Source organism: Miniphocaeibacter massiliensis, assembly GCF_900232905.1.
Lineage (GTDB): Bacteria > Bacillota > Clostridia > Tissierellales > Peptoniphilaceae > Miniphocaeibacter > Miniphocaeibacter massiliensis.
Genome location: NZ_OCTQ01000001.1, coordinates 25,030 through 47,487, shown reverse-complemented (window position 1 = coordinate 47,487; position 22,458 = coordinate 25,030). Strand labels below are relative to the sequence as shown.

Below are 22,458 nucleotides of genomic sequence, written 5' to 3'. Positions count from 1 at the left end.
TAAATACCCTAGGAGGTTAATTATGATAGAAATAAAAAATTTATTCAAACAATATAAGGAAGTTTTAGCTTTAAATAATTTTAATTTAACAGTTGAATATGGAGAAATTTATGGGCTTGTTGGTCCAAATGGTTCTGGAAAAACCACTTCTATTAACTGTATGTTATCTCTTCTAAAATATGATAAAGGTGAGGTTTACTTATTTGGTAAAAAAATGTCAGATTCAAGGAGTGACTTAAAAGCAAAAATAGGTTACATACCTCAAGATATTTCAGTTATTTACGATTTAAATGTGTATGATAACATAGATTTCTTCTGTGGACTTTATATATCTGACAAAGCGACAAGAAAAAAATATGTTGAAGAAGCTATTGAATTTGCGGGACTAAATGAATTTAGAAAGTTTTTACCAGCAAAGTTAAGTGGTGGACTTAGAAGAAGATTAAATATAGCTTGTGGTATTGCACACAAACCTGAACTTATAATTTTTGACGAACCAACTGTTGCAGTTGACCCTCAAAGTAGAAACAAAATACTTGAAGGAATAAAAGAACTAAATAGAAATGGTGCAACCATAATTTATACTTCTCACTATATGGAAGAGGTAGAGTATCTTTCTACTAAAATCTCTATTATAGATAAAGGTCAAATACTTGTTTCTGGCACTACTAAAGAACTTAAAAACTTTGTTGGCCTTGGAAATTCTTTAGAAGTAAATAATATTGACCTATCAAATGGATTAGAAAATTCTCTTCGTGCTATTAATGGAGTAAATAAATTACTAAAAACAAGTAACAATCTAAAGATAATAGTTGACAATGACATGGTAATTAGCAATATTATAAATCATTTAAATCAAAATAATATTATTTATGATTCACTAAATATAAAAACACCTACTCTTAATGATGTTTTCTTAGATATTACTGGAAGGGAGTTAAGGGATAATGCTTAATAATTATATTTTAAAAATAAAAGAATTTGCCCAAAATAAATCAACTATGTTTTTTAGTTTGCTGTTCCCAATAATACTAACTACATTATTTTATCTAACTATTGCAAGAATGGATAATGCTGAAGCTTTTACTTCTATTCCAATAGCGGTAGAAAATAGTTCTATATCAGAAACTTTTAAAGATATTGAAGCTTCAAAAGAAAAGAAATTATTTAAAATAGTAAATACTAAAAATTACGAAAATGATTTAAAAAATAAAAATATAAAAGCCTATATTAAAGGAAACGAAAATTTAAAAGTTATAGTTTATGATAATGATACTTCAGCTTCAATAGTATATGAAACTGTAAATATGTATAATCACATACAAAAAACATATGAAAAAGTTATGACCAGTGATATTAATGTAGATGTGGAAGAAATTTCAAAAACATATAATGAAGAAAATAATATTACTAACAAATTTGATTCTTCAAATAAAAAATCTTCTTTAATATATTTCTTTTCATTACTTGCAATGACTTGTCTTTCAGCTTCTAATCAAGGTGTTGACGTTGGAGAGATTTTAAACCCTAAGTCTGACATGGAATATGTAAAAAGAATATTAATCTCCCCTGTGCAAAAATTTAAATTACTTATGTCCCACTTTCTGGGAGCGTTGACATTTTCTCTATTTGTATCATATATAACTGTTTTATATATGTTAATATTGAAAATTCCAATTATAGACTACTTACCTAAAATTATTACAGCAGTAACTTTGGGAACTATACTTGGGCTTTCTCAAGGAATGTTAGTATCTGCTTTGGTAAAAGCAAAACTTATTACTAAATACAATATAAATGCTGTACTTTACGTTTTTAGTTCATTCTTGGCTGGTTTAATGAGTAATAACATACCTTACCTAGTAAATGAAAATTTTCCATTATTAAACTATATAAATCCAGCAACAATTATTACAAATACTTTTAAATCAATATATTACTTTGAAAATTCCGAACGGTTTTTCAGTGGGTTAATCAATACGGTCTTATTATTTGTAGTATTTTTGACTATAACTTTATTTGTATATAGGAGAAAAAAATATGAGAACACTTAAAAATTACTTTAAAATTATATATAAAAATAAATTTAGCATTCTTTTATATATTGCTATGTTTGTAGCTTTATTAAGTATAACTAATTATTCAACGGAAGAAGATTTACACAGTAATTATAGAATAAATATAGTAGATAAAGTTAAAAATGAAGATAGCAAAAATTTAATTAACTTTTTAGATGATAAATATAGGGTTACAATTTCAGACATGTCAAAAGAAGAGGCTAAAGATTTACTATTTGGTCATATGTCATCTTACGTACTATTTATCGGTAAAGATAATAATATATCTTATTTTGCAAACGAAAATACTATGGATTCTGTTGAAATAAATATGAGTATAAACGAATATCTAAGTACCACAAGAACTTTAAATACTTTTAATATAGAAAACTCTTATAAAACTACTGTTGATATCTTGTCAGATGACACTGACTTTGAAATATTAAATTCTTCAGACAAGAGTATAACAGAAGGATACTATATATACCTTACTTATATAATATTAATAATAATCTTGTCAGTTGTACTCTTAGCTTACTACTCTTTTTTAAAAGACGGTGTACAAAATAGAATTAGAATATCTAAGACCAAATTAAGTAAATTTAATTTGTCACTTTATTTGTCATCGACCATACTTATAATTGTATTTTGTTTAGGCTTTTCACTATTTGAATTCTTTACAAACAAATCTTCTATTGAAAAATTACCTTTATTTTTCTTAAATTTAGTATTATTTGCAATACCTATATCAATAGCAGCTTATATAATAAGTTCACTATCAAAAAACGTTAAATTAAACGGTTCAATGAACAATATAATAAGTCTTGTCTTATGTTTTATTTCTGGTGTATTTGTACAACAAGAATTTTTACCAGAATATTTGCTTAAAATATCTTCCATTTTCCCACCTTACTGGTATATGGAAGGAATTACAGCAGTTGCAAAATCTAATTATAGTTCACTTACAAAAGTTTTTGTAATACAAGGAATAATGACTATAGTTTTAATACTTTTAAATTCTATTCTTACAAGATACAAAAAAGGTGATTTTTCTTATTCTAGATAAAAATACTTTGTATGTTTTCTTAATGTTGTAATAATTAACTAATAAAATTTATAATATTAAATTCCCAATTATTACTTTTAAATAAATAAAAAACCCTAATTTAGGGTTTTTTATTTATAATTCCTCCTGAATACTCTATAGCTTTATTAACAAGAATATCCATTGCGTCTATACAATAGTCTTCTAATTCCGTTGGTATTTCTAAACAACTAAGCTCTGTACAAGCAAGAATAGATATTACCTTTTCTTCTGAAAGATTTTTTAATAAATCATTGAATTTAGCAGATTCTAAAACCATGTTTTCCTTTACATTATAAATAGTATCTACTGAAATTTTTTCCTCTTCTTGTGATAAAGTATAAATATCTAAGTCATTTAAAGTAGCATATTTATCATAAACTTTACAATTCATGGTTCCATATGTACCTAAAATTGCAATTTTTTTAAATTTAGTATCATTTTTTATAAACTTAATAGTCTCTTCAACCATATTAATTATATTAATTTCCGTCATTTTCTGAATTTCATCATAAAAATAATGAGAAGTGTTACATGGTATAGCAATATTTTCTACTTTTGCAAACTCCATTAATTCTATATCATCTACAATTTTATTTAGAAATTCCTCAGAAGTTCCTTTTTGAATAATTTCAGTTCTATCTGGCAAAGTAGCATGATTCGAAACTATAGAATCTATATGATCTTGATCTTTGCTTGCCTTAGTATTTTCAACAATTCTTTTCATAAATAGGGCTGTTGCTAATGGACCCATTCCTCCAATTATTCCTAGTTTTTTTATAACTTTCACCTACTTCCAAAATATACAAATCTTACCATAAAATTATACTTTATATTGTTAAATAAACCAAATATTAAACAAGAAAAAAGATAGGAAAATCCTATCTTTTAATCTATTACATTTCTTGAAGTATGGTATGTATCTGAATAATACCCACTTTTAATATTTACTATTTCTACTGTTCTTCCTGGTTTTGGAGAATGTATCATTTGATTATTTCCAATATATATTCCTGTATGAGTTATAGTTGATCCATAGCCGTTAAAGAAAAGTAAATCCCCTGGCTGTAACTTATCTTTAGAAACATATTTACCAAGTTTAGCTTGTTCTGAAGCTTTGTGGTAAAAAGTCTTTCCAGTAACTTCTTTAAATACATACTTAACAAATCCTGAACAATCAAATCCTGTACTTGGTAAAGAACCACCGTATTTATATGGAATACCTAACTGTTGCTTTGCCTTTTCTACAATTTTATCTCTAGTGTTTTTTTGAACAGGAACTTCAATTCCTAAAGCAGATTTTAGTGAATTTTCAAATTTAGAAGATACACTAGCTGTTCCTCCTAAAATATTTGCTTCACTAACCTTTTTGTTCTTTATATTGTTTTTTAACGAATCTGATATGCTATCTCCATCAACTAAATACATAGGTGCAATATCTTTAGCACCTGCTGCACCACCAGCTAAAGCATCAGCAAATTGACTACCTGTAGCTAAATATGCTGTATCTGAATTGCTAAAAAATTTATTGGAAACTTTTATACTTGTATCATACCTGTTACTTCCAACTATTCTTTCTACCTTTTTACCTAATTTATTTTTTAAGGCCTTATCTACTTCTTCTCCAACACTAGCTGTTCCACCAACAATATAAATTTTGTCTACATTATTTTTAATATATTCTTTTGTAACATCATCTATTCCATCTTTATTTGAAGGTGATGAAAATAGTATTGGATATGCATTATTTCCAGAAACTGGTCCAGATGATAACGCATCTGCATAACTTTCATTAGATACTAAAATAGCTATACTTACATTTTTTGCATACTCTTCTGTCTTTTTAGCCACTTTTACTGCAGTTCCAGTCCTGTTTGCTCCTGCAATTCTTTCAGCTGTTCCCGCTGTTTTTTTTAGTTCATTAAACACAGTATTATTAACTGCTGCATCTCCACCTATTACAAATACTTTTTTTGCACCTAATCGTTTTATTTCTGCCTTAGTTTCACTTGGTAAAGTTTTTTTGTCTGCAAAAAGAATTGGTGCATTTAATTGCTTTGATAAACTTACAGCAGATAAAGCATCTGGATAATCTATACCACTTGTTATTATTACATTCTTAGATGATGAAAACTTATCCTTAGAAATTTTAACAGCAGTAGCATATCTGTTTGCTCCACTATATCTATTTACTTTTTTTTGAGAATAGTTTTGTGCATTGATACTCATTGTAGATTTTTCAATTTTTTGTTCTACTGGATAATCTGCTTCCAATTCTTCTTGAGAAGTGTAAACTTTAAAATCCAATATATCATTTTTTACTTTTACACCATCAATTGATACAGCTTTCCATATACCAGATTTACTTGCTCTAATTATAAAATAGTAATCTTCACTATTTTCTACTTTTTGTGATTCAAATTTAAAAGTTTCATTATCTTCTGTTACGTACTCAATGACAGAATCTTCTTTTATTTTATTAACCTCAGAATACACAGTCATTTCTCCGTTTATCTGAACTTCTTTACCATCTATTAAATAATCACTTGTTTCATCAGCATATGCTGTAGTATTTAAATTAATAAAACTTAAAAATACAAATATTGCAGCAAGAAAAGCTGATATGAATTTTTTTGTTACTTTGTACATTAAATCCTCCCTTTATAACTTACACACCGTTGTAACCTTTTTGTAACTTTTCTAAATAATACTATAACATATAATTCTTAATTTGTGAAAAATTTATGCTATTTTTATTAAAATATCATTTATTAATTCAACTATTTGTAAAAATAAAAAACTATACAATTTGTATAGTTTTTTATTCGTTATATTTAAAAAATACTGACAACTTTAATCCACTTTTTGGATATTCTCTATCTTCACTTTCTAAACGAATTTCACTAATATATCCATTATCATCTACATCAAAAAATATAGGATAAAATTTAGCATACTTTATATTTTTTCCTTTTGATATATTTAGCATATTGAATATGTCATTTTCTTCATTTAAAATAATTGGATTGTCTTTCTCTCTATTTATAGAAATAACTGATAACTTTTTATTATTATCCTCAAATATTATTTCTATTTTTCCATCATTCGTAATATATTTACTTTTTCCTTTTGTTAATGAATCCATAGTTTCTATGTGTTTTAATTCACCTAGTTTTTCTACAGCATCTTCATATTCTATTCCATAAAATTCATTTATATTTATAATGGTTTCTACCGAACCTTCTTTATAGTTTCTGCTACAAGATGTTGTAGTAAAAATTAATATAATAAGAATTATATAAGATATATATTTCTTCAATTATTCCTCCATGTATATTTAATTTTTAGTAACCTATCAATTTAATAGTAGCCATCTTAATTATACATTAACTACAACTTAAAAAACTATTTTTATTATGTTAAAAAGCAAATTATGCTATAATTTACTGGTTAGGAGATGATGTTTTGTTAGATACTCTTCCGTTTATAATAGCTAGAAACATAATATCTATTATTGGTGTTTTACTATTGATATTAGGTCTATCATTGAAAAATAAAATCATTGCTTTTATAGGATTATTTTTAATTGTATTATACATTATTTTAACTATAATATATATTTTTCAAGTACTTTAAAATAAAAAAGATCCTTAGTAGAATAAAAACAATACTAACGATCTTTTTATTTTAAAGATTTTTTATATATTCTTTTGCTTCTTCTACCGAATATTCATAGTTTGTATCTTTTCGCAACAATTTTATTGCCTCAACTAGTTTATTTTCTTCTCTCATTTTTAATAATACCTTTATTAATTCTACATCAACATCTTTCTTATGTATTTCAGCATTTTTTCTATTATTCATTTCTTGCTGAACTTTTTCTTTTAACTCTTCTGATAGTTTTTCTTCATGACGTTGAGTAATTAATACTTTATTAAGGTATTTACTCTTTATCTTCTTAACTATATATGCAATAAAATTCAACATAATTAAATACTGTATAAATCTATACATAATAATAAATATTTTACTTATGCTAACCTCTGCTCCATCCTTTAATATTAGGTAAAAATCACTATTAAAATAGTATGTTGCTCCTATATTATACATAGAAGTTGTACCCTCTAAAGTTCCAAATGGACTTAATATAAACTCCAATGGCTTATTATATATAAAATTACCACTTATATCTATTAAAGTTCCAATAATCGTAAACAATATTACTATTGATAATATTGTATCATTTAGTTTTTTTATTCTATCTTCTTTAGGTAAATTAACATTTTTATAACTGCTATTTTTAATTTCCCTTAAAATTACATATACAAAAACTAATAATATGACTAAACTTTTTAGCCAAGGATTGCTAACAAATAATCTAATAAATATCCTCCCAAAAAATGGAATACTAAATACTATTATTATAAATGCAAAAGCTATTAATACTTCTATATATCTTTCTTTCATATTTCTCCAATTCTTGTTTTAATAATATATAAATTACTTTAATAGTATACTACTATCAAAATCACATGTAAATAATATAATTTTAGTTAAATTTAAGATATAAATCTATATTATAATTCAAGACTACTTTCATGGTTAAAGTAATAAAAAAATATTTTAATAAATATATACAAAAATTAGAAACATAGGAAAGTAATGAATAAAATATTTTGATTTACAAATTTAATCATAAAACTACCAGAGCTGTACTTGATTTATCTCAAAACAAAAACTTCACATAAACTATTCATTATAGTGATTTATCTGTTTAAATAAAAAAATCTTGTAGATAAACATATTTGCCTTTTATCTACAAGAAATAAAAATCCACCTAAGTCTAATTGACTTAGATGGTTAAATTTAAATGGTCGGGGTGAGAGGATTTGAACCCCCGGCCCCATGGTCCCAAACCACGTGCGCTACCGGACTGCGCCACACCCCGAAAGTGTCATCTCAACTGACGACTATTTCATTATATTATAATTGAAAAAATAATGCAAGTTTTTTTATATTTATTTTCATTAAATTTATCCTTTGACTTTTTGTTGAAAATTTGAGATGCTATGTTGACTGAGGTGATTTTTTGAAAATAAAAGAAATTTTATTTAGATGTATATTCTCTCTTGCTGGAGTAATTATTATAACATTAGGTGTTGCTTTTTTAAATGTCGGCAATGTTGGAGTAGATAATTTCACGGCTTTTAATATTTCTATGGGGAAAATATTAGGTTTATCTTTAGGACAGTTCCAATTATTGATTAATTTAGTATTTATTCTATTTATTTTTTTATTTGGCAAAAAATATATGGGAATTGGGACTTTAATTACTATGACTTCTATAGGTTTTCTTATTGATTTCTTTACAAATATATTTTCTAACCTTATATTTTTTGAGCTAACTATTTTTATCAAAATATTATTTTTAATAATAGGAACATTATTATTTACTTTTGGTGTCTCTTTTTATATAGCAGCAAATCTAGGTGTGGCTCCTTATGATGCAATAACAATGATTTTAGTCGATTATTCTAAAATTAAATACAAATATATAAGAGTTGCTCAAGATGTTTTATTTATGATTTTAGCTCTGTTCTTAGGAGGTCCTGTTGGTATTGGAACTATAATTAACTCTTTCTTCAATGGTCCGTTTATAGATTTCTTTTATGTAAAAATAAGTAATCCTTTAATAAAAAAATATATCTATACATTTCGAAAATAAAAAACCTATATAGTAATATAGGTTTTTTATTTTAATTCTTTTATAAAATTTATTGTAAATTTTGACGCTTTATTAGCTGCTACTATTTCAAGATTATCATAATCAGTTTCACCATCATCATCTGCAAAATCAGATATACATCTAATTACCATAAATGGAATATCATTAGCGTACGATGTATGTGCTATAGCAGCTCCTTCCATCTCTACACATAATGCTCCAAATTCTTCTCTTAAGTTTAATTGCACTTTTGAGTCAGAAATAAACTGGTCTCCAGTAATTATAAGTCCTTCAAAATATTCTTCATTTTTTAATACATTTTTTGCTATCTCTAAATATTTTTTCTCCACTTTAAAACTTTTTGTAAACGGATAATACTCTTCAAGTAGTCTTTTATCAAAATCATGGTACATTAATTCATCCGCTACAACCAGACTTGTATGCTTTAATTTTTTATCCAATCCTCCAGCTATTCCTGTATTAATTATTATATTAGGATTAAAATTATCTATTAGCATTTGAGTAGCTATTGCGGCATTCACTTTGCCTATTCCTGAGTCTGTAAAGGCAATTTTTTTATTATCTAAATATCCTACATTAAATTTATGATTTTTTAAATTAATTTCTTTAATATCTCTTAGTTTTTCTTTAAAACCTTCTATTTCACTTTTTAAAGCCGATACTATACCTATGATTTCTATATCACCTTGCATTTTCTATTATTCCCCCACCTACAACTATATCCCCATCATATATAACTGCTGATTGTCCTTTTGATGGTGCTCTAACTGTTTTTTCAAATTCAACAAATAACCTAGAACCTTTTTGTATTATTTCTCCTAAATGTTCATTAACTCCATGTCTAATCTTTACTGTAACTTCCTTATATTCTTTAATTTCATCAACTGCTATTAAATTGAAATCTTTTATTTCTATTTCTCTTTTATATAAAGTATCTTCATCTGATAGCGTTATATTCTTTGTTTTACCATTTATTTTGCTTACAAAAACTCTTTTACCTAAGGCAATTCCTAGTCCTTTTCTTTGACCTAATGTATAATATACTATTCCTTTATGTTTTCCTAATATATTTCCTTTTTCATCTATAAAATTGCCTTCTCCTATAAGCTCTGGATTTCGTTCTTGTATAAACTTACCATGATCATTATTTTGGACGAAACATATTTCTTCACTATCTTGCTTATTGTATGTGATAATACCCGTTTCTTTGCCAATTTTTCTAACTTCATCTTTTGTATATATGCCTAATGGTAATATAGTTTCGCTTAATGCTTCTTGAGATAAGTTATATAAAAAGTATGTTTGATCCTTTTTAGCATCTTTTGCTTTCTTAAGCAAGTATCTTTGTCTTTCTTCGCTATATTCAATTGCTGCATAGTGACCTGTTGATATATAATCTGCTCCTAATTCATGAATTTTTTTCCTAAAAGATTCGAATTTTATATATTTATTACAAGCTATACAAGGATTTGGAGTATATCCTAGTGAATACTCTTTAACAAAACTATCTATAATCTTTTTATCAAATTCTTCTCTAAAATTCATTGTATAATGAGGAATCCCCATATCTTCTGCAACCATTTTCGCTTCATTTACAGCTGTTATTGAACAGCAACCTCTATCTTCATTATAAAGAACTCCTTTGGGCACTAATGACATTGTTACACCAATTACATCATAACCTTTTTCTTTCAATAAATAAGCGGCGACAGAACTATCCACGCCACCACTCATTCCAAGAACTACTTTATTATTCATTTATTCTCCTTAAAATGCTAAAACTATTCCTCCTGTATTAGCATATACAGAGGATAGCATTCCTGTTTCTACAATTTCAATATCTATAAAATTGTATTTTTTTGCAATATCTTTTTTCAATGCTTTTGCTTTATCTGGAGCTTGACAATGTCCTATTACTAATGTTCTGTTCTCAAAATCATTGCCTTCTTCTCCAATAATTTCAACTAATTTGCTAGCCGCCTTATTGTACCCTCTTGTTTTTGTATGAACTTCTATTTCACCATTTGTTGCTGTCATAACTGGTTTAAACGATAAAGCTTTTGCTAATGTTCCTGTAAATTTAGACATTCTTCCATTTTTAACTAATGTATCAAATTTGTCTAGTATAAAATATGTTTTCATATTAGATATAAATTTTTCTACTGTTTCTACTATTTCTCCAAAAGATAAGTTTTTATCTAAACATTCTTTTATTTTTATTGCTATTGCTGTTTCACCAGAAACTGCCGACTTACTATCAAATACATGAATCTTAGCATCATTATCTTCTAAATACATAGTTTTTCCAAGCTTTGCATTCCCATAAGTTGCACTTAATTTAGATGATATTGTTATAATAAATATCTCTTTAGCACCTTTAAATTTACTCATAAACAAATTCGGTGAAGGCGCTGCTGTTGTAGGTGCTTTTGCTGACTTGTCAACTTCTTTTAGAAAGTCAACTATACTCATAGTACCATCATCCATATAACTAGTTCCATTTACATCTATGTTGAAAGGAACCAACTCTACATTTAATTTTTTACTAAGCCCTTTATTTAAATCACAGCTTGAATCAGCTATTATTATTCTATCACTCATTTTTTTACCTAAGACAACCTTTCTTCTATTATAGAAGCTAACCTATTTGCTTCTTTCTCCAAAATAGATTGATCTTTACCTTCAATCATAACCCTTACTAAAGGTTCTGTTCCTGATGGTCTTATTAATACTCTTCCTGAACCATTAAATTTATCTTCTAACTCTTTAATCTCTTTAACAATTACTTCATCTTCCATGTAACTATGTTTATTATCATTTTTTACTTTAGCATTTACCAACACCTGAGGGTAAGTAATCATAAGCTTATTCAAATCTGACATTTTTTTGCCAGAATCCATCATTGTTTCAGATATTTTTAAAGCTGATAAAATACCATCCCCTGTTGTATTGTTATCTAGAAAAATAATATGTCCAGATTGTTCTCCTCCAAGATTATATCCACCTTCTTGCATTAATTCAAGAACATACCTATCTCCCACAGATGCTTTTTCTACTTTAACTTCAATCGAATTAGCATATTCATCTAAACCAATATTAGTCATAACAGTACCAACTATTCCATTGTTTTTCAAAGTACCATTATTTTTCATGTGAAAAGCACATGCTGCTAGAAAATGGTCTCCATCTAATATTTCTCCATTTTCATCTATTGTAATTAGTCTATCACCGTCACCGTCAAATGTAAATCCAATATCTGCTCCCATTTTTTTAACCAATTCCTGTGCTAGTGAAGGATTAGTTGATCCACAATTATCATTTATATTTAATCCATTAGGTTCAACAGATATATATTCTACTTCAGCTCCTAAATCTTTGAATAGTTTTGGTGCAATACTATAAGTTGCTCCATTGCCACAATCTAAAGCTATCTTTTTACCAGTTAAATCTAGTTTAACTGTAGATTCCAAAAATTTTATATAAATATCTATAGCTTCTTCTTTTCTTTCTACAATTCCAACCTCTGAACCCGTTGGTCTTAATTCTATGGTTTTATATTCATCCATTAATTTTTCTATATCATCTTCAACTTCATCTGGTAACTTAAATCCATTTGGTCCAAAATATTTTATTCCATTAAATTCTGCTGGATTATGTGATGCTGATATTACAATTCCTGCTGCTGCGTTATAATATCTTGTTAAGTATGCAACCGCCGGGGTTGGAATAACTCCTAACAGATATACATCAAATCCCATTGAAGTATATCCCGCTACTAATGCACTTTCTAATAAATCACCAGATTTTCTAGTATCTTTTCCTATAATAATTAACTTTTTATGATTATTTTCTAATTTATGCGCAGAAGCTCTTGCCACTTTAAAAGCTAATTCAGGTGTAAGCTCTGTATTTGCTATTCCTCTAATTCCATCTGTTCCAAAATATTTCCCCATAAGTCCTCCTAATTTTCTATTTTAACTCAATTTCTATACTTGCTGGATTTATAGTCTTAGTTATATCCTTTAAACTATTAGTTTCTATATCTACTTTGTGCTTACCTCTCCATAATCCACCTATATCAATACTTAATTTAACTTCCTCTTCTTTTACCTTATTTATTGTTTCCTCTTTTCCTTCTAATGTTACTGTTATATCTTTAATATCAGCTGGAAAAATAACTTCATAATCTTTTGTATTTTTTAGAATTTCTATTTTTTCTTTTTTAATTACAAAAGTCTTATTAGCCAATCCATCTGAACTCTCTTCTTCTGATTTAACCACTATATCAATAGTTATATTTTCTTCTTGCATAAGCCCAACACCATCTGGCAACATCAACCTTGCATCAACTACCATATTATTTTTTATTTTTGATAAATCTATTGGACTTGTTTCTATTTCAGAAATTTTATCAAGTATTTTTTTATCACCTATTATTGTAATTTTTTCCTTGCTTGGAGTACTACTTTCAATGCTAATGCCTTCTGGAAGTTCATTAATCATTTTTAATTTTATAGGCACCTGTTTACTATTTGTTATATATATATTAACTTTCGCATTCTTTTCACTAATTTCAAGATCTTCAATTTTGTCACCATTTTTATCAAAAACTTCTATTGGAATATTTCTTGTAACATCTTCAGTTTCCTTTGAAACATCTACTAATACGCAAACCTTGTCTATTTTATTCATAGCTTTTTCTTGTCCTTTAATAGTTACAGAATCAGGTACTACTTCTATATTTTTAATTGCAAGATTTGTCGATGGTAAATTTCCAATTTGCTCTTCTTTAATATCATATTCTGCTGAAACAATATTATCGAATCTAAAATCTAAAAACTTTTCTGTCTCATCTTCTCTAAATACCCCTGTTGGTAATTTATAAGTAATGTATATTCTTTTTTCATCTATTCCACTTTTTAAATCTTCTTTTATAGTATTTAAGTCAATCTCTGCTTCTATTTCAGATTCTTTTAATTTACTTATTACATCTCTTTTTCCCCTTACTTTAATATATACTGTAGGTTCTATAGGTGCTATTATATCTTTGTCTAGTTCTGCTAAAACTTCTTTTCCTTTTATGTTTACTTCTACATTTCTAAATTCTCTAGTGCCTTCTGGATTAGCGTCCATTAATACATAATACCAAAGACCAAATGCAAATATTAGAGAAATCAATTTGATGGGCCAATTATTTTTTATTCTTTCCATCAGTTTCCTCCTCATTATTAACAAATTTAGCACTATAAAATTTCATCAATATACTTTCTAATGTAACTTCATCAATATACCTTTGAAGTTCGCCTCTCTCTGCAATAGATATATCTCCAGTTTCTTCAGATACAACTATTGAAAGAGAATCAGATTTTTCAGACATACCTAGTGCTGCCCTATGCCTCGTTCCCAATTCTTTAGATATTGACTGATTTTCGGATAATGGTAAAAAACACGATGCAGCTTTTATAATATCTTCTCTAATTATTACTGCTCCATCATGCAATGGAGTGTTTGGAATAAATATATTAATCAATAGTTCACTAGAAATTTTTGCATCTAATAAAGTTCCTGTTTCTATTACTTCATTTAATCCAGTTTTTCTTTCAAAAACCAAAAGTGCTCCTATTTTTTGTCTAGATAAAGATGCTAATGCATGAACTATTTCATCAGTATTTTTTTTAGCTGCTTCATATTGCAAATCTACAAATGATTTTCTAAATATATTACTTGTACCAATATATTCCAACATTTTTCTTAATTCAGGCTGAAATACTACTATTATTAATACAAATCCAGCTGTCATAGCTTGTTTTAATATCCAAGCAATGGTATATAGGTTAAGAGCTCTACTTAAAATTGAACAAAAGAAAATAGCCAGAACACCCTTCATTAATTGTTCTGCTCTAGTTTCTTTTATTAAAATATATATCTTATATATTGCAATAGCTACTATAAGAATATCTATAACATCTCTTATCCTAATCATAGACAATGTACTTATTAATTCACTAAAAAAATCATTCATCAAATCATTCCTTATTTAAATATTACAATTATAATTTTACCACATGTGTGTCAACTATAAAAATAAATAATCTCGGATTTCCGAGACTATTTCAATATTTTATCTATTATTTTGTTAATTGTTTTTCCATCAGTTTTACCTTTGAATTTTTCTAAAGTTTCTTTTATCAAAATACCCTTACTTTTTATACCAAGCTCCAAGTTCTTGTCATTTGCCAAATTTTTTATTTCTTTCTCCAACTCATCTTCAGACATTTGTTCTGGCATATAAGACTCTATTATTTCTATCCTTCTATTAGTTTCTTTTATAATATCTTCTCTATTTTTAGGTGTTGACTCTAAAGTATCTTTTGCTTGCTTAAGTTCTTTCTGTACAAAAACTATCGCTTCTTCATCTGTTAAAGTTTTCTTCTCTTCTTTTTCTGCTAATGATATAGAGGACATTAATAAAGTAATAACATTAACTTTATCTCTATCCTTATCTTTCATAGCTTTCATCTTATCTTTTCTTAAATTTTCCAAAAATGTCATATTCTTCACTCCTTAATTAAATAACAATTTAAAATAATATCCAATATTATAAAAATACATTGACCAAAAACTACACAGTAATCCTAATGCCAATCCTATAACCACATCTGTAAACCAATGTACTCCTAATACCAATCTAGATATACCTATTGTAATTCCAAATAAAACTGCTAAAGCTAGTATAGCCATTGATCCTTCAATGCTTTTTATAAGTATAAAGCTTAATGTTAAGTAAAAACTCATTCCAACTGATGAATGTCCACTTGGAAACGAATAGCCAATATGACTATATTTTTGTGATTCTGTAGGTCTTTTTATTCTAAATACAACTTTTAATAATTGACTACTAATAAAAGAAAACATTATTGAAAATATAATAGTTGTTGCTTCTATATACTGTTTTTCATGAATTAAATAGAATAGAATAGGTACTGATATCATAGAAATTACTTCTATATTTGCAAATTCTGTTATCTTATTCATAATTTTTTTTAAATATTCTAAATTATAATTATAAAATATTTCTCTAACTCTATAATCTATTTTAAATCCACCTTTTTTATATATAATAATTCCAAATAAAAAAATAGCAAAAAACACTATTATTGTTATTATCATTAATGTAAAAAAATCAATCATTCTTAAATCCTTTATTATTAATATTATATATTTCTAAACTTATAATAGAAATTGATATCCCTAACAACCATCCTGTTAATACATCTGTAGTCCAGTGTACTCCTAATACTAATCTACTTAATCCTATAAATATAGGTATAAGCATTATTAAAAAAGTCACAATTTTATTTTTATAATTAATATAATAAATTTGCGCCAATGTAAAATAAAATGCTGCACTAACTGTAGAATGTCCACTTGGAAAACTAAATCCTCCTTGGTTATAAACAAAAAATTCTATCGGTCTCTCTCTTTCAAATATATGCTTAAATATTTTCATAGTTAATGCTGATCCTACTACGGAAAATATTAGTACTAATAACAGCTTATAATTTTTTTTATATATTAAATAAATAGCAACTGGAAGTAATATAATCAAGTAAGTGGAAGTATCTCCCAGTCTTGTGAAAAACCAAAAAAATTTACTCGGATAAATATTTTCTCTAATAAAACTTAACACATTAATATCAAATTTTGTAGTATTATTAAATTTCGAAAAATAAATCCCTGCTAAAATCACAAAAATTAATGTAATAATTAAAAATTTATTTTTACTCTTTCTACCTATCATTAAACTCCTTTGCCAAATTCACAATTAGGATAATGGCAAACATCACATTTTAAGCAATATCCTCCATATCCTAGCCTTGCAATTTGCTCTCTTGTTATTTTCTTACCTGCTACTACATATGGAAACAAAATATCAAAAACCGTAGTTTTAGTGTACATTACGCATCCTGGTAGTCCCATAATAGCAGTTTCATCTTTAAAATATCCTACTAAAAACATAGATCCCGGAAGTGTAGGTGTTCCATGTGTGATTATTTGTGCTCCACTTCTACTAATCGCTGCTGGTGTTAAATCATCCGGATCTACACTCATACCTCCTGTACACAAGATTAGATTTGCACCCATATCTTTAATTTTAGTAATTGCACTTTTTATCATATCTGTATTGTCATCACAAACTTCATGATGTAGTAATTCTAAATTATACTCTTTTAATTTTTCTTTGACAACAGGTGTGAATTTATCTGTTATTCTTCCATTATATACTTCTGAGCCAGTAGTAACTATTCCTACTTTAAGCTTTTTAAAAGGCGTTATTTTAAATAACGGTGTATTTCCTCCTATTTTTTCAGCTCTATCTAGCTGTTTTTTATCTATTAACAGCGGTATTATTCTAGTTCCCGCTAAAACATCGCCCTTTTTTACTGGCAAATTTCCAGTTCTAGTTGCTATTGCAATATCGCCTAAAAAATTAAGTTCAAAAAGTCGTTCTGTATCTATTTCAAAAAATCCATCTTCTGTTGCTACAATTTCAATTTTTCCTTCCACCACATCTGTAATATCCATATAATCATTTTTACAAATATTTGCCAAGATGAGTGCAGCTTCATTTTCATGAACCATATTTTCATTTTTTTCTAATATATAAATATGTTCTTTCCCCATATCTAATAATTTAGGAATATCTTCTTCTGTAATTATATGACCTTTTTTAAAAGCAACTCCTTTATATTCATCCTTTACAATCTTTGTCATATCATGTGGTAAAATATGACCAATTGCATCTTCTACTCTGATTTTTTTCATAAATTATACCCCTTATACCAAAAACTATATAATGGTATTCTATCATATATTCGAATATATTTTTATAGTATATTTCTTAACAAAAAAAAGGAGATAACATCTCCTTTTTAATAGTTTATTTTTTTGCTACCTTTGCAGTATGAATCGATGCTCCTTCTAAACCATGAGAAGCTTCCATAAATGTTTCACTTAGAGTTGGATGTGCAAATATAGTCTTATTTAAAGCTGAAACTGGCAAATCATTTGCCATTGCTACAGCACCTAAATGCACTATATCATTTGCATGCGGTCCAAATATATGAACGCCTAAAATTTTCTTATGATCTTTAGAAGCTAATATTTTTACAAATCCATCTGTTTCACCCATAGAAACAGCTTTACCATTTCCAGAGAATAAAAATTTAGATTTGTCATATTCAATACCTTCTTCTTTTAATTGATCTTCAGTTTTACCAACCTGAGCAATTTCTGGTAATGTAAATGTAGCTGCTGGAACAACATCTTCTACAATATGAGGAGTATTTCCCATTAAACGTTCAACAAGATTTAACCCTTGATTTGAAGCAACATGTGCTAATTGAACGTTTCCTGAAATACAATCACCTATTGCAAAGATATTATCTTTACTAGTTTTTAAATCTTTATCAACTACAACTCCACCTCTATTGGTTTCAATTCCTATACCTTCAAGATTTAATCCTTCAGTAAATGGTATTCTACCGATAGCAAGTAATACTAAGTCGCCTTCTGCTTCAACTACTTTACCTTTTTTATTTTCAGCAAATACAGTCAATCCGTTAGCTGATTTTTCTATTTTACTAGCTCTATACCCTTTTTCTATCTTCATACCTTTTTGTTTGAATATAGACTGAATTCTTTTAGTGATTTCACTCTCACAAGCACCTAAGATATCAGAACCTATAACAGTAACATCTGTACCAAATGAATTATAAATACTAGCAAATTCCATTCCTATAACACCAGTTCCAACTACAACTAATTTCTCTGGTAAATAATCTAAATCTAATAACTCAGTACTTGTTATTACATTTTCTAATCTTGAACCTTCAAAGCTCGGAACTAAAGGAGCTGATCCTGTAGCTATTATAAAATAATCCCCTGCAACTTCTACTTTTTCTTCACCTTTATCTACAATAATTGTATTTTCATCTTTAAAGCTAGCATATCCTTCTATATATTCTATGTTTGGATATGAGTCAACTAAAAAGTTAACTCCTGTATTCATTCTATCTGCTACATAATCTTTTCTAGCTTTTACAGCAGCCATATCAACTGAAGGATTTTCTAATTTTATTCCAAAACTAGTAGATTCTTTTACTTGTTCAAATAATTCAGCCGTTTTCCATAAAGTTTTAGTTGGAATGCATCCAATGTTTAAACAAGTTCCTCCAGCTCTACCTTTTTCTATTAATACTACCTCTGCACCTAGTTGAGCTGCTCTAATAGCAGTCTCATATCCACCAGGTCCAGCACCTATTACTACAATCTTAGGCATTAATTTCTCCTTCATACTTTAATATTAAATCTTTTGCAGCTTTAGTCTCATCTGGTCTACCTATTAAAGTATTATGAGGAGCTGATTTTAATAATTCAGGATTAGTTTTTGCTTCATCAGCAATTTCATTCATTGCTGCAATAAACTCATCCAAAGTTTGTTTTGGCTCAGATTCAGTAGGTTCAATCATTAATGCTTCAGGTACAATTAATGGGAAGTATACTGTAGGAGCATGGAATCCTTTGTCAAGAATTCTTTTAGATACATCAGCTGTTGTTATAGTATGAGTATCATCTTTTATTCCTGCTAAAACAAATTCATGTTTATATATTCTATCCAATGGTAAATTATAGTTTTCTTTTAAGCTTTGAGCTAAATAATTGGCATTTAAAACAGCCATTGTACTAGCAGCCTTAAGTCCATCACTACCCATAGTTAATATATAAGAATATGTTCTTAACAATATACCAACATGTCCCACATTTGCTTTCATTTTTCCAAGTGAATTTGGAAGATCATAGTCTAAATAGAATGTTCCATCTTCTTTTTTCTCAACTAAAGGTTTTGGAAGGAATTTTTTCAAGAATGATTTAACTCCTACTGGACCAGCTCCTGGACCACCACCACCATGAGGTGTTGAGAATGTTTTATGAACATTATAATGAACTATGTCAAAGCCCATGTCACCTGGTCTACTTTGTCCTAATATAGCATTCATATTGGCACCATCATAATAAACTAAACCACCAGCATTATGAACTGTCTCAGTTATGGCTTTGATATTTTCATCATAAATTCCTAATGTATTAGGATTTGTAAGCATTAATCCTGCTGTATCTTCTCCTACTGCTGCTTTTAATGCATCTATATCAACCATTCCATTTGGTTTTGATTTGATTTCAATTATTTCATAACCTGCCATTGCAGCTGTTGCTGGGTTTGTACCATGTGCTGAATCCGGAACAATTATTTTGTTTCTTTGGTTTTGTCCATTAAATTCATGATATGCCTTCATTAACATTACACCTGTTATTTCTCCATGAGCACCTGCTGCTGGTTGTAATGTCATAAAATCCATACCTGAAATTTCTGATAAAGCATCTCCTACATTGTAAAGAGCTTCTAAAGTACCCTGTATATCATCATCTTTTTGATATGGATGAAGATTAGCAAATCCTTCTAATGAAACAACATCTTCATTTATTTTAGGATTGTACTTCATTGTACAAGATCCTAATGGATAAAATCCTCTATCTAACCCATAGTTTTTCATAGAAAGGTTAGTAAAATGTCTAATTACATCTACTTCACTTACTTCTGGAAAATCTAGTTCTTCTGTAGCTAAAAACTCTTCAGGAATATATGAACTTAAATCTTTGCCTTCAACATCTAAAGTAGGTAATCTATATCCCATTTTTCCTGGTTCGGATAAGTCAAATATTAATTTATCGTATGACATTATAATACCTCCTTCAAAGTTTCAACAAATTTATCCATTTCTTCCTTAGTACGCTTTTCTGTTACAGCTATTATTAGACCATTACCTAAGTCTTTATTAATTTTGCTCAAATTAATACCACCTAAGATTCCATTTTCTTCTAATTTAGCAAGAACTTCTTCTGCATCTTTATCAAATCCAATTGTAAATTCTTTAAAGAACGGTTTATCTGTTAACACTTTTACTTTATCTAATTTAGCTAGCTCATCATATAAGTAATGCGCTTTAGCTGTACTATTGTAAGCAACTTCTTTCATACCTGTTTTTCCAAGCAATGACATATATACAGTTGCTGCTAATACGTTTAAACCTTGGTTTGAACAAATATTTGAAGTAGCTCTTTCTCTTTTTATATGTTGTTCTCTCGCTGAAAGTGTTAATACCCAAGCTCTTCTTCCTTCATTATCTTCAGTTTGTCCAACAATTCTTCCAGGAATTTTTCTTAAAAATTGCTTGTTGAAAGCCAATAATCCTAAGTATGGTCCACCGAATTGAAGAGGAATTCCCAAAGCTTGTCCATCTCCAACTACGACATCTACACCTAATTCTCCAGGTTTTTTCATGATTGGTAGTGAAGTTGGATCTGTAGATTGAATAATATAAGTTTTCTTTTGTGAATGAGCAAGCTCAACAAAAGGAGCCATATCCTCTATATAACCATAGAAGTTAGGACTTTGAACTATAATAGTTCCAACTGTTTCATCTAATATTTCTTTTGCTTTTTCTAAACTTGTAACCATACCATCTCTAGGTATAATAACTAATTCCATACCTCTAGCATGTGCATAAGTTCTTAAAACTGTTATTGATTGAGGATCTGCTGTTTCAGAAATAGCAATTTTATTTTTCTTTGACATTTGAGCTGTCATTATAGCTGCCTCAGCTACTGCTGATTGACCATCATATAATGAAGCATTTGCATAGTCCATTCCAGTTAAGTTAGCCATTAATGTTTGGTATTCAAAAATATATTGTAATGTACCTTGACTTACTTCTGGTTGATAAGGAGTATATGCAGTGTAGAATTCTGATCTACCAGTTATATGGTGAATGGCAGTAGGAATATAATGATCATATGCTCCTCCACCCATAAAACAAGCTAAATCTGCTGTAGATTTATTTTTCTTAGATAATCCACTTAAATAAGAAAATACTTCTCCTTCAGATTTTGATTTAGGTAAATCCAATTCTCCTTTCATTTTCATTTCAGCTGGTATATCTGAAAATAAATCATCAAGAGAATTAACACCTACTACATCCAACATCTCCTTAATTTCTTCATCAGTATGAGGAATATATGGATAATTAGACATTAATTATGCCTCCTTTAAAAATTCTGTATACTCAGCGTCACTCATTAAACCATCTAGTTGTGATTTATCTGAAATTTCAATTTTAGCAATCCAATTTTCATAAGGAGCTTTGTTTAATAATGCTGGATCATCTTCTAAATCTTCATTAATTTCAAGGATAGTTCCTCCAAATGGAGCAAATACTTCTGCTGCTGCCTTAACTGATTCTACTGATGCTACTGAATCTTCAGCATCTATATCATCATCAACTTCTGGAAGTTCAACATAAACTATATCCCCTAAATTTGATTGTGCAAAATCTGCAATACCTATATATGCAGCATCTCCATCAACTTTTACCCACTCATGGTCTTTTGTATATAATAATCCTTTTTCTACGTTCATTTTAATCCTCCTAAATTTTATTATTTATATTTTA

Annotated in this window: 23 protein-coding genes and 1 tRNA gene; 5 read left to right on the top strand and 19 right to left on the bottom strand. The window is 27.9% G+C overall.

Annotated features, from left to right (window positions below; all coding sequences use genetic code 11):
• Positions 1 to 22 precede the first annotated feature (22 nt).
• Genes CS899_RS00260 through CS899_RS00250 form a run of 3 tightly spaced genes read left to right on the top strand, consistent with a single transcriptional unit; the run spans position 23 to position 3,123 of the window.
• On the top strand, positions 23 to 955 hold the full coding sequence (locus CS899_RS00260) for an ABC transporter ATP-binding protein (protein WP_242491838.1): 933 nt from the start codon (positions 23 to 25) through the stop codon (positions 953 to 955).
• Positions 948 to 2,054, top strand: a complete 1,107-nt coding sequence (locus CS899_RS00255; RefSeq protein ID WP_099202961.1) for an ABC transporter permease — start codon at positions 948 to 950, stop codon at positions 2,052 to 2,054. The genes CS899_RS00260 and CS899_RS00255 overlap by 8 nt, the downstream gene beginning before the upstream one ends.
• The gene (locus CS899_RS00250; protein WP_099202960.1) at positions 2,041 to 3,123 is read left to right on the top strand and encodes an ABC transporter permease; all 1,083 of its coding nucleotides are present in this window, start codon (positions 2,041 to 2,043) and stop codon (positions 3,121 to 3,123) included. Before CS899_RS00255 ends, CS899_RS00250 begins: the two co-directional genes overlap by 14 nt.
• A gap of 100 nt (positions 3,124 to 3,223) precedes the next feature.
• On the opposite strand, the gene CS899_RS00245 is transcribed toward CS899_RS00250, so the two are convergent.
• The 3 genes from CS899_RS00245 to CS899_RS00235 form a co-directional block, all read right to left on the bottom strand.
• Complete coding sequence (locus CS899_RS00245) at positions 3,224 to 3,931, bottom strand: aspartate/glutamate racemase family protein (RefSeq protein WP_242491837.1); 708 nt, start codon at positions 3,929 to 3,931, stop codon at positions 3,224 to 3,226.
• A 98-nt stretch (positions 3,932 to 4,029) separates the two neighbouring features.
• Complete coding sequence (locus tag CS899_RS00240; RefSeq protein WP_099202959.1) at positions 4,030 to 5,790, bottom strand: cell wall-binding repeat-containing protein; 1,761 nt, start codon at positions 5,788 to 5,790, stop codon at positions 4,030 to 4,032.
• A gap of 172 nt (positions 5,791 to 5,962) precedes the next feature.
• Positions 5,963 to 6,460 carry a hypothetical protein gene (locus tag CS899_RS00235; protein ID WP_099202958.1) on the bottom strand — a complete coding sequence of 166 codons (498 nt, stop codon included), beginning with the start codon at positions 6,458 to 6,460 and terminating at the stop codon, positions 5,963 to 5,965.
• 146 nt (positions 6,461 to 6,606) lie between these two features.
• Here CS899_RS00235 and CS899_RS10910 point away from each other — a divergent pair, with 146 nt between their 5' ends.
• A complete protein-coding gene (locus tag CS899_RS10910) occupies positions 6,607 to 6,777 on the top strand; it encodes a hypothetical protein (RefSeq protein ID WP_207204710.1) in 171 nt (56 codons plus the stop codon).
• A gap of 51 nt (positions 6,778 to 6,828) precedes the next feature.
• On the opposite strand, the gene CS899_RS00230 is transcribed toward CS899_RS10910, so the two are convergent.
• Entirely contained in the window at positions 6,829 to 7,608 is a 780-nt protein-coding gene (locus tag CS899_RS00230) for a hypothetical protein (RefSeq protein WP_099202957.1), read from the bottom strand.
• Between the two features lie 404 nt (positions 7,609 to 8,012).
• A tRNA-Pro gene (locus CS899_RS00225) sits at positions 8,013 to 8,089 on the bottom strand.
• Between the two features lie 141 nt (positions 8,090 to 8,230).
• Here CS899_RS00225 and CS899_RS00220 point away from each other — a divergent pair.
• Positions 8,231 to 8,866: a YczE/YyaS/YitT family protein gene (locus tag CS899_RS00220; protein WP_099202956.1), complete on the top strand. Its 636-nt coding sequence runs from the start codon at positions 8,231 to 8,233 to the stop codon at positions 8,864 to 8,866.
• A gap of 26 nt (positions 8,867 to 8,892) precedes the next feature.
• Here CS899_RS00220 and CS899_RS00215 read toward each other — a convergent pair whose 3' ends face one another.
• The 14 genes from CS899_RS00215 to gcvH all read right to left on the bottom strand — a co-directional run bounded on the left by CS899_RS00215 (position 8,893) and on the right by gcvH (position 22,424).
• Entirely contained in the window at positions 8,893 to 9,579 is a 687-nt protein-coding gene (locus CS899_RS00215; protein ID WP_099202955.1) for a 5'-methylthioadenosine/adenosylhomocysteine nucleosidase, read from the bottom strand.
• Positions 9,569 to 10,645 (bottom strand): tRNA 2-thiouridine(34) synthase MnmA, encoded by a 1,077-nt coding sequence (gene mnmA / locus CS899_RS00210; protein ID WP_099202954.1) that lies wholly within the window; start codon positions 10,643 to 10,645, stop codon positions 9,569 to 9,571. Before mnmA ends, CS899_RS00215 begins: the two co-directional genes overlap by 11 nt.
• 9 nt (positions 10,646 to 10,654) lie before the next feature.
• Positions 10,655 to 11,488 (bottom strand): DegV family protein, encoded by an 834-nt coding sequence (locus CS899_RS00205; RefSeq protein WP_099202953.1) that lies wholly within the window; start codon positions 11,486 to 11,488, stop codon positions 10,655 to 10,657.
• 8 nt (positions 11,489 to 11,496) lie between these two features.
• Positions 11,497 to 12,840, bottom strand: a complete 1,344-nt coding sequence (gene glmM / locus CS899_RS00200) for a phosphoglucosamine mutase (protein ID WP_099202952.1) — start codon at positions 12,838 to 12,840, stop codon at positions 11,497 to 11,499.
• 16 nt (positions 12,841 to 12,856) lie between these two features.
• Positions 12,857 to 14,098 (bottom strand): CdaR family protein, encoded by a 1,242-nt coding sequence (locus CS899_RS00195; protein WP_164995803.1) that lies wholly within the window; start codon positions 14,096 to 14,098, stop codon positions 12,857 to 12,859.
• Complete coding sequence (cdaA, locus tag CS899_RS00190) at positions 14,079 to 14,909, bottom strand: diadenylate cyclase CdaA (RefSeq protein ID WP_099202950.1); 831 nt, start codon at positions 14,907 to 14,909, stop codon at positions 14,079 to 14,081. Before cdaA ends, CS899_RS00195 begins: the two co-directional genes overlap by 20 nt.
• A gap of 86 nt (positions 14,910 to 14,995) precedes the next feature.
• Positions 14,996 to 15,439 (bottom strand): GatB/YqeY domain-containing protein, encoded by a 444-nt coding sequence (locus CS899_RS00185; RefSeq protein ID WP_099202949.1) that lies wholly within the window; start codon positions 15,437 to 15,439, stop codon positions 14,996 to 14,998.
• Between the two features lie 12 nt (positions 15,440 to 15,451).
• Positions 15,452 to 16,078: a phosphatase PAP2 family protein gene (locus CS899_RS00180; RefSeq protein WP_099202948.1), complete on the bottom strand. Its 627-nt coding sequence runs from the start codon at positions 16,076 to 16,078 to the stop codon at positions 15,452 to 15,454.
• The gene (locus tag CS899_RS00175; RefSeq protein ID WP_099202947.1) at positions 16,071 to 16,688 is read right to left on the bottom strand and encodes a phosphatase PAP2 family protein; all 618 of its coding nucleotides are present in this window, start codon (positions 16,686 to 16,688) and stop codon (positions 16,071 to 16,073) included. The genes CS899_RS00180 and CS899_RS00175 overlap by 8 nt, the downstream gene beginning before the upstream one ends.
• Positions 16,688 to 17,713: a molybdopterin-binding protein gene (locus CS899_RS00170; RefSeq protein ID WP_099202946.1), complete on the bottom strand. Its 1,026-nt coding sequence runs from the start codon at positions 17,711 to 17,713 to the stop codon at positions 16,688 to 16,690. Before CS899_RS00170 ends, CS899_RS00175 begins: the two co-directional genes overlap by 1 nt.
• Positions 17,714 to 17,828: 115 nt before the next feature.
• On the bottom strand, positions 17,829 to 19,229 hold the full coding sequence (gene lpdA, locus CS899_RS00165; RefSeq protein ID WP_099202945.1) for a dihydrolipoyl dehydrogenase: 1,401 nt from the start codon (positions 19,227 to 19,229) through the stop codon (positions 17,829 to 17,831).
• Positions 19,222 to 20,688, bottom strand: coding sequence for an aminomethyl-transferring glycine dehydrogenase subunit GcvPB (gcvPB, locus tag CS899_RS00160; protein ID WP_099202944.1), 1,467 nt, complete (start codon positions 20,686 to 20,688; stop codon positions 19,222 to 19,224). The genes lpdA and gcvPB overlap by 8 nt, the downstream gene beginning before the upstream one ends.
• Positions 20,688 to 22,040 (bottom strand): aminomethyl-transferring glycine dehydrogenase subunit GcvPA, encoded by a 1,353-nt coding sequence (gene gcvPA, locus CS899_RS00155; protein WP_099202943.1) that lies wholly within the window; start codon positions 22,038 to 22,040, stop codon positions 20,688 to 20,690. Before gcvPA ends, gcvPB begins: the two co-directional genes overlap by 1 nt.
• A 3-nt stretch (positions 22,041 to 22,043) precedes the next feature.
• A complete protein-coding gene (gcvH, locus tag CS899_RS00150; protein WP_099202942.1) occupies positions 22,044 to 22,424 on the bottom strand; it encodes a glycine cleavage system protein GcvH in 381 nt (126 codons plus the stop codon).
• Positions 22,425 to 22,458: the final 34 nt, after the last annotated feature.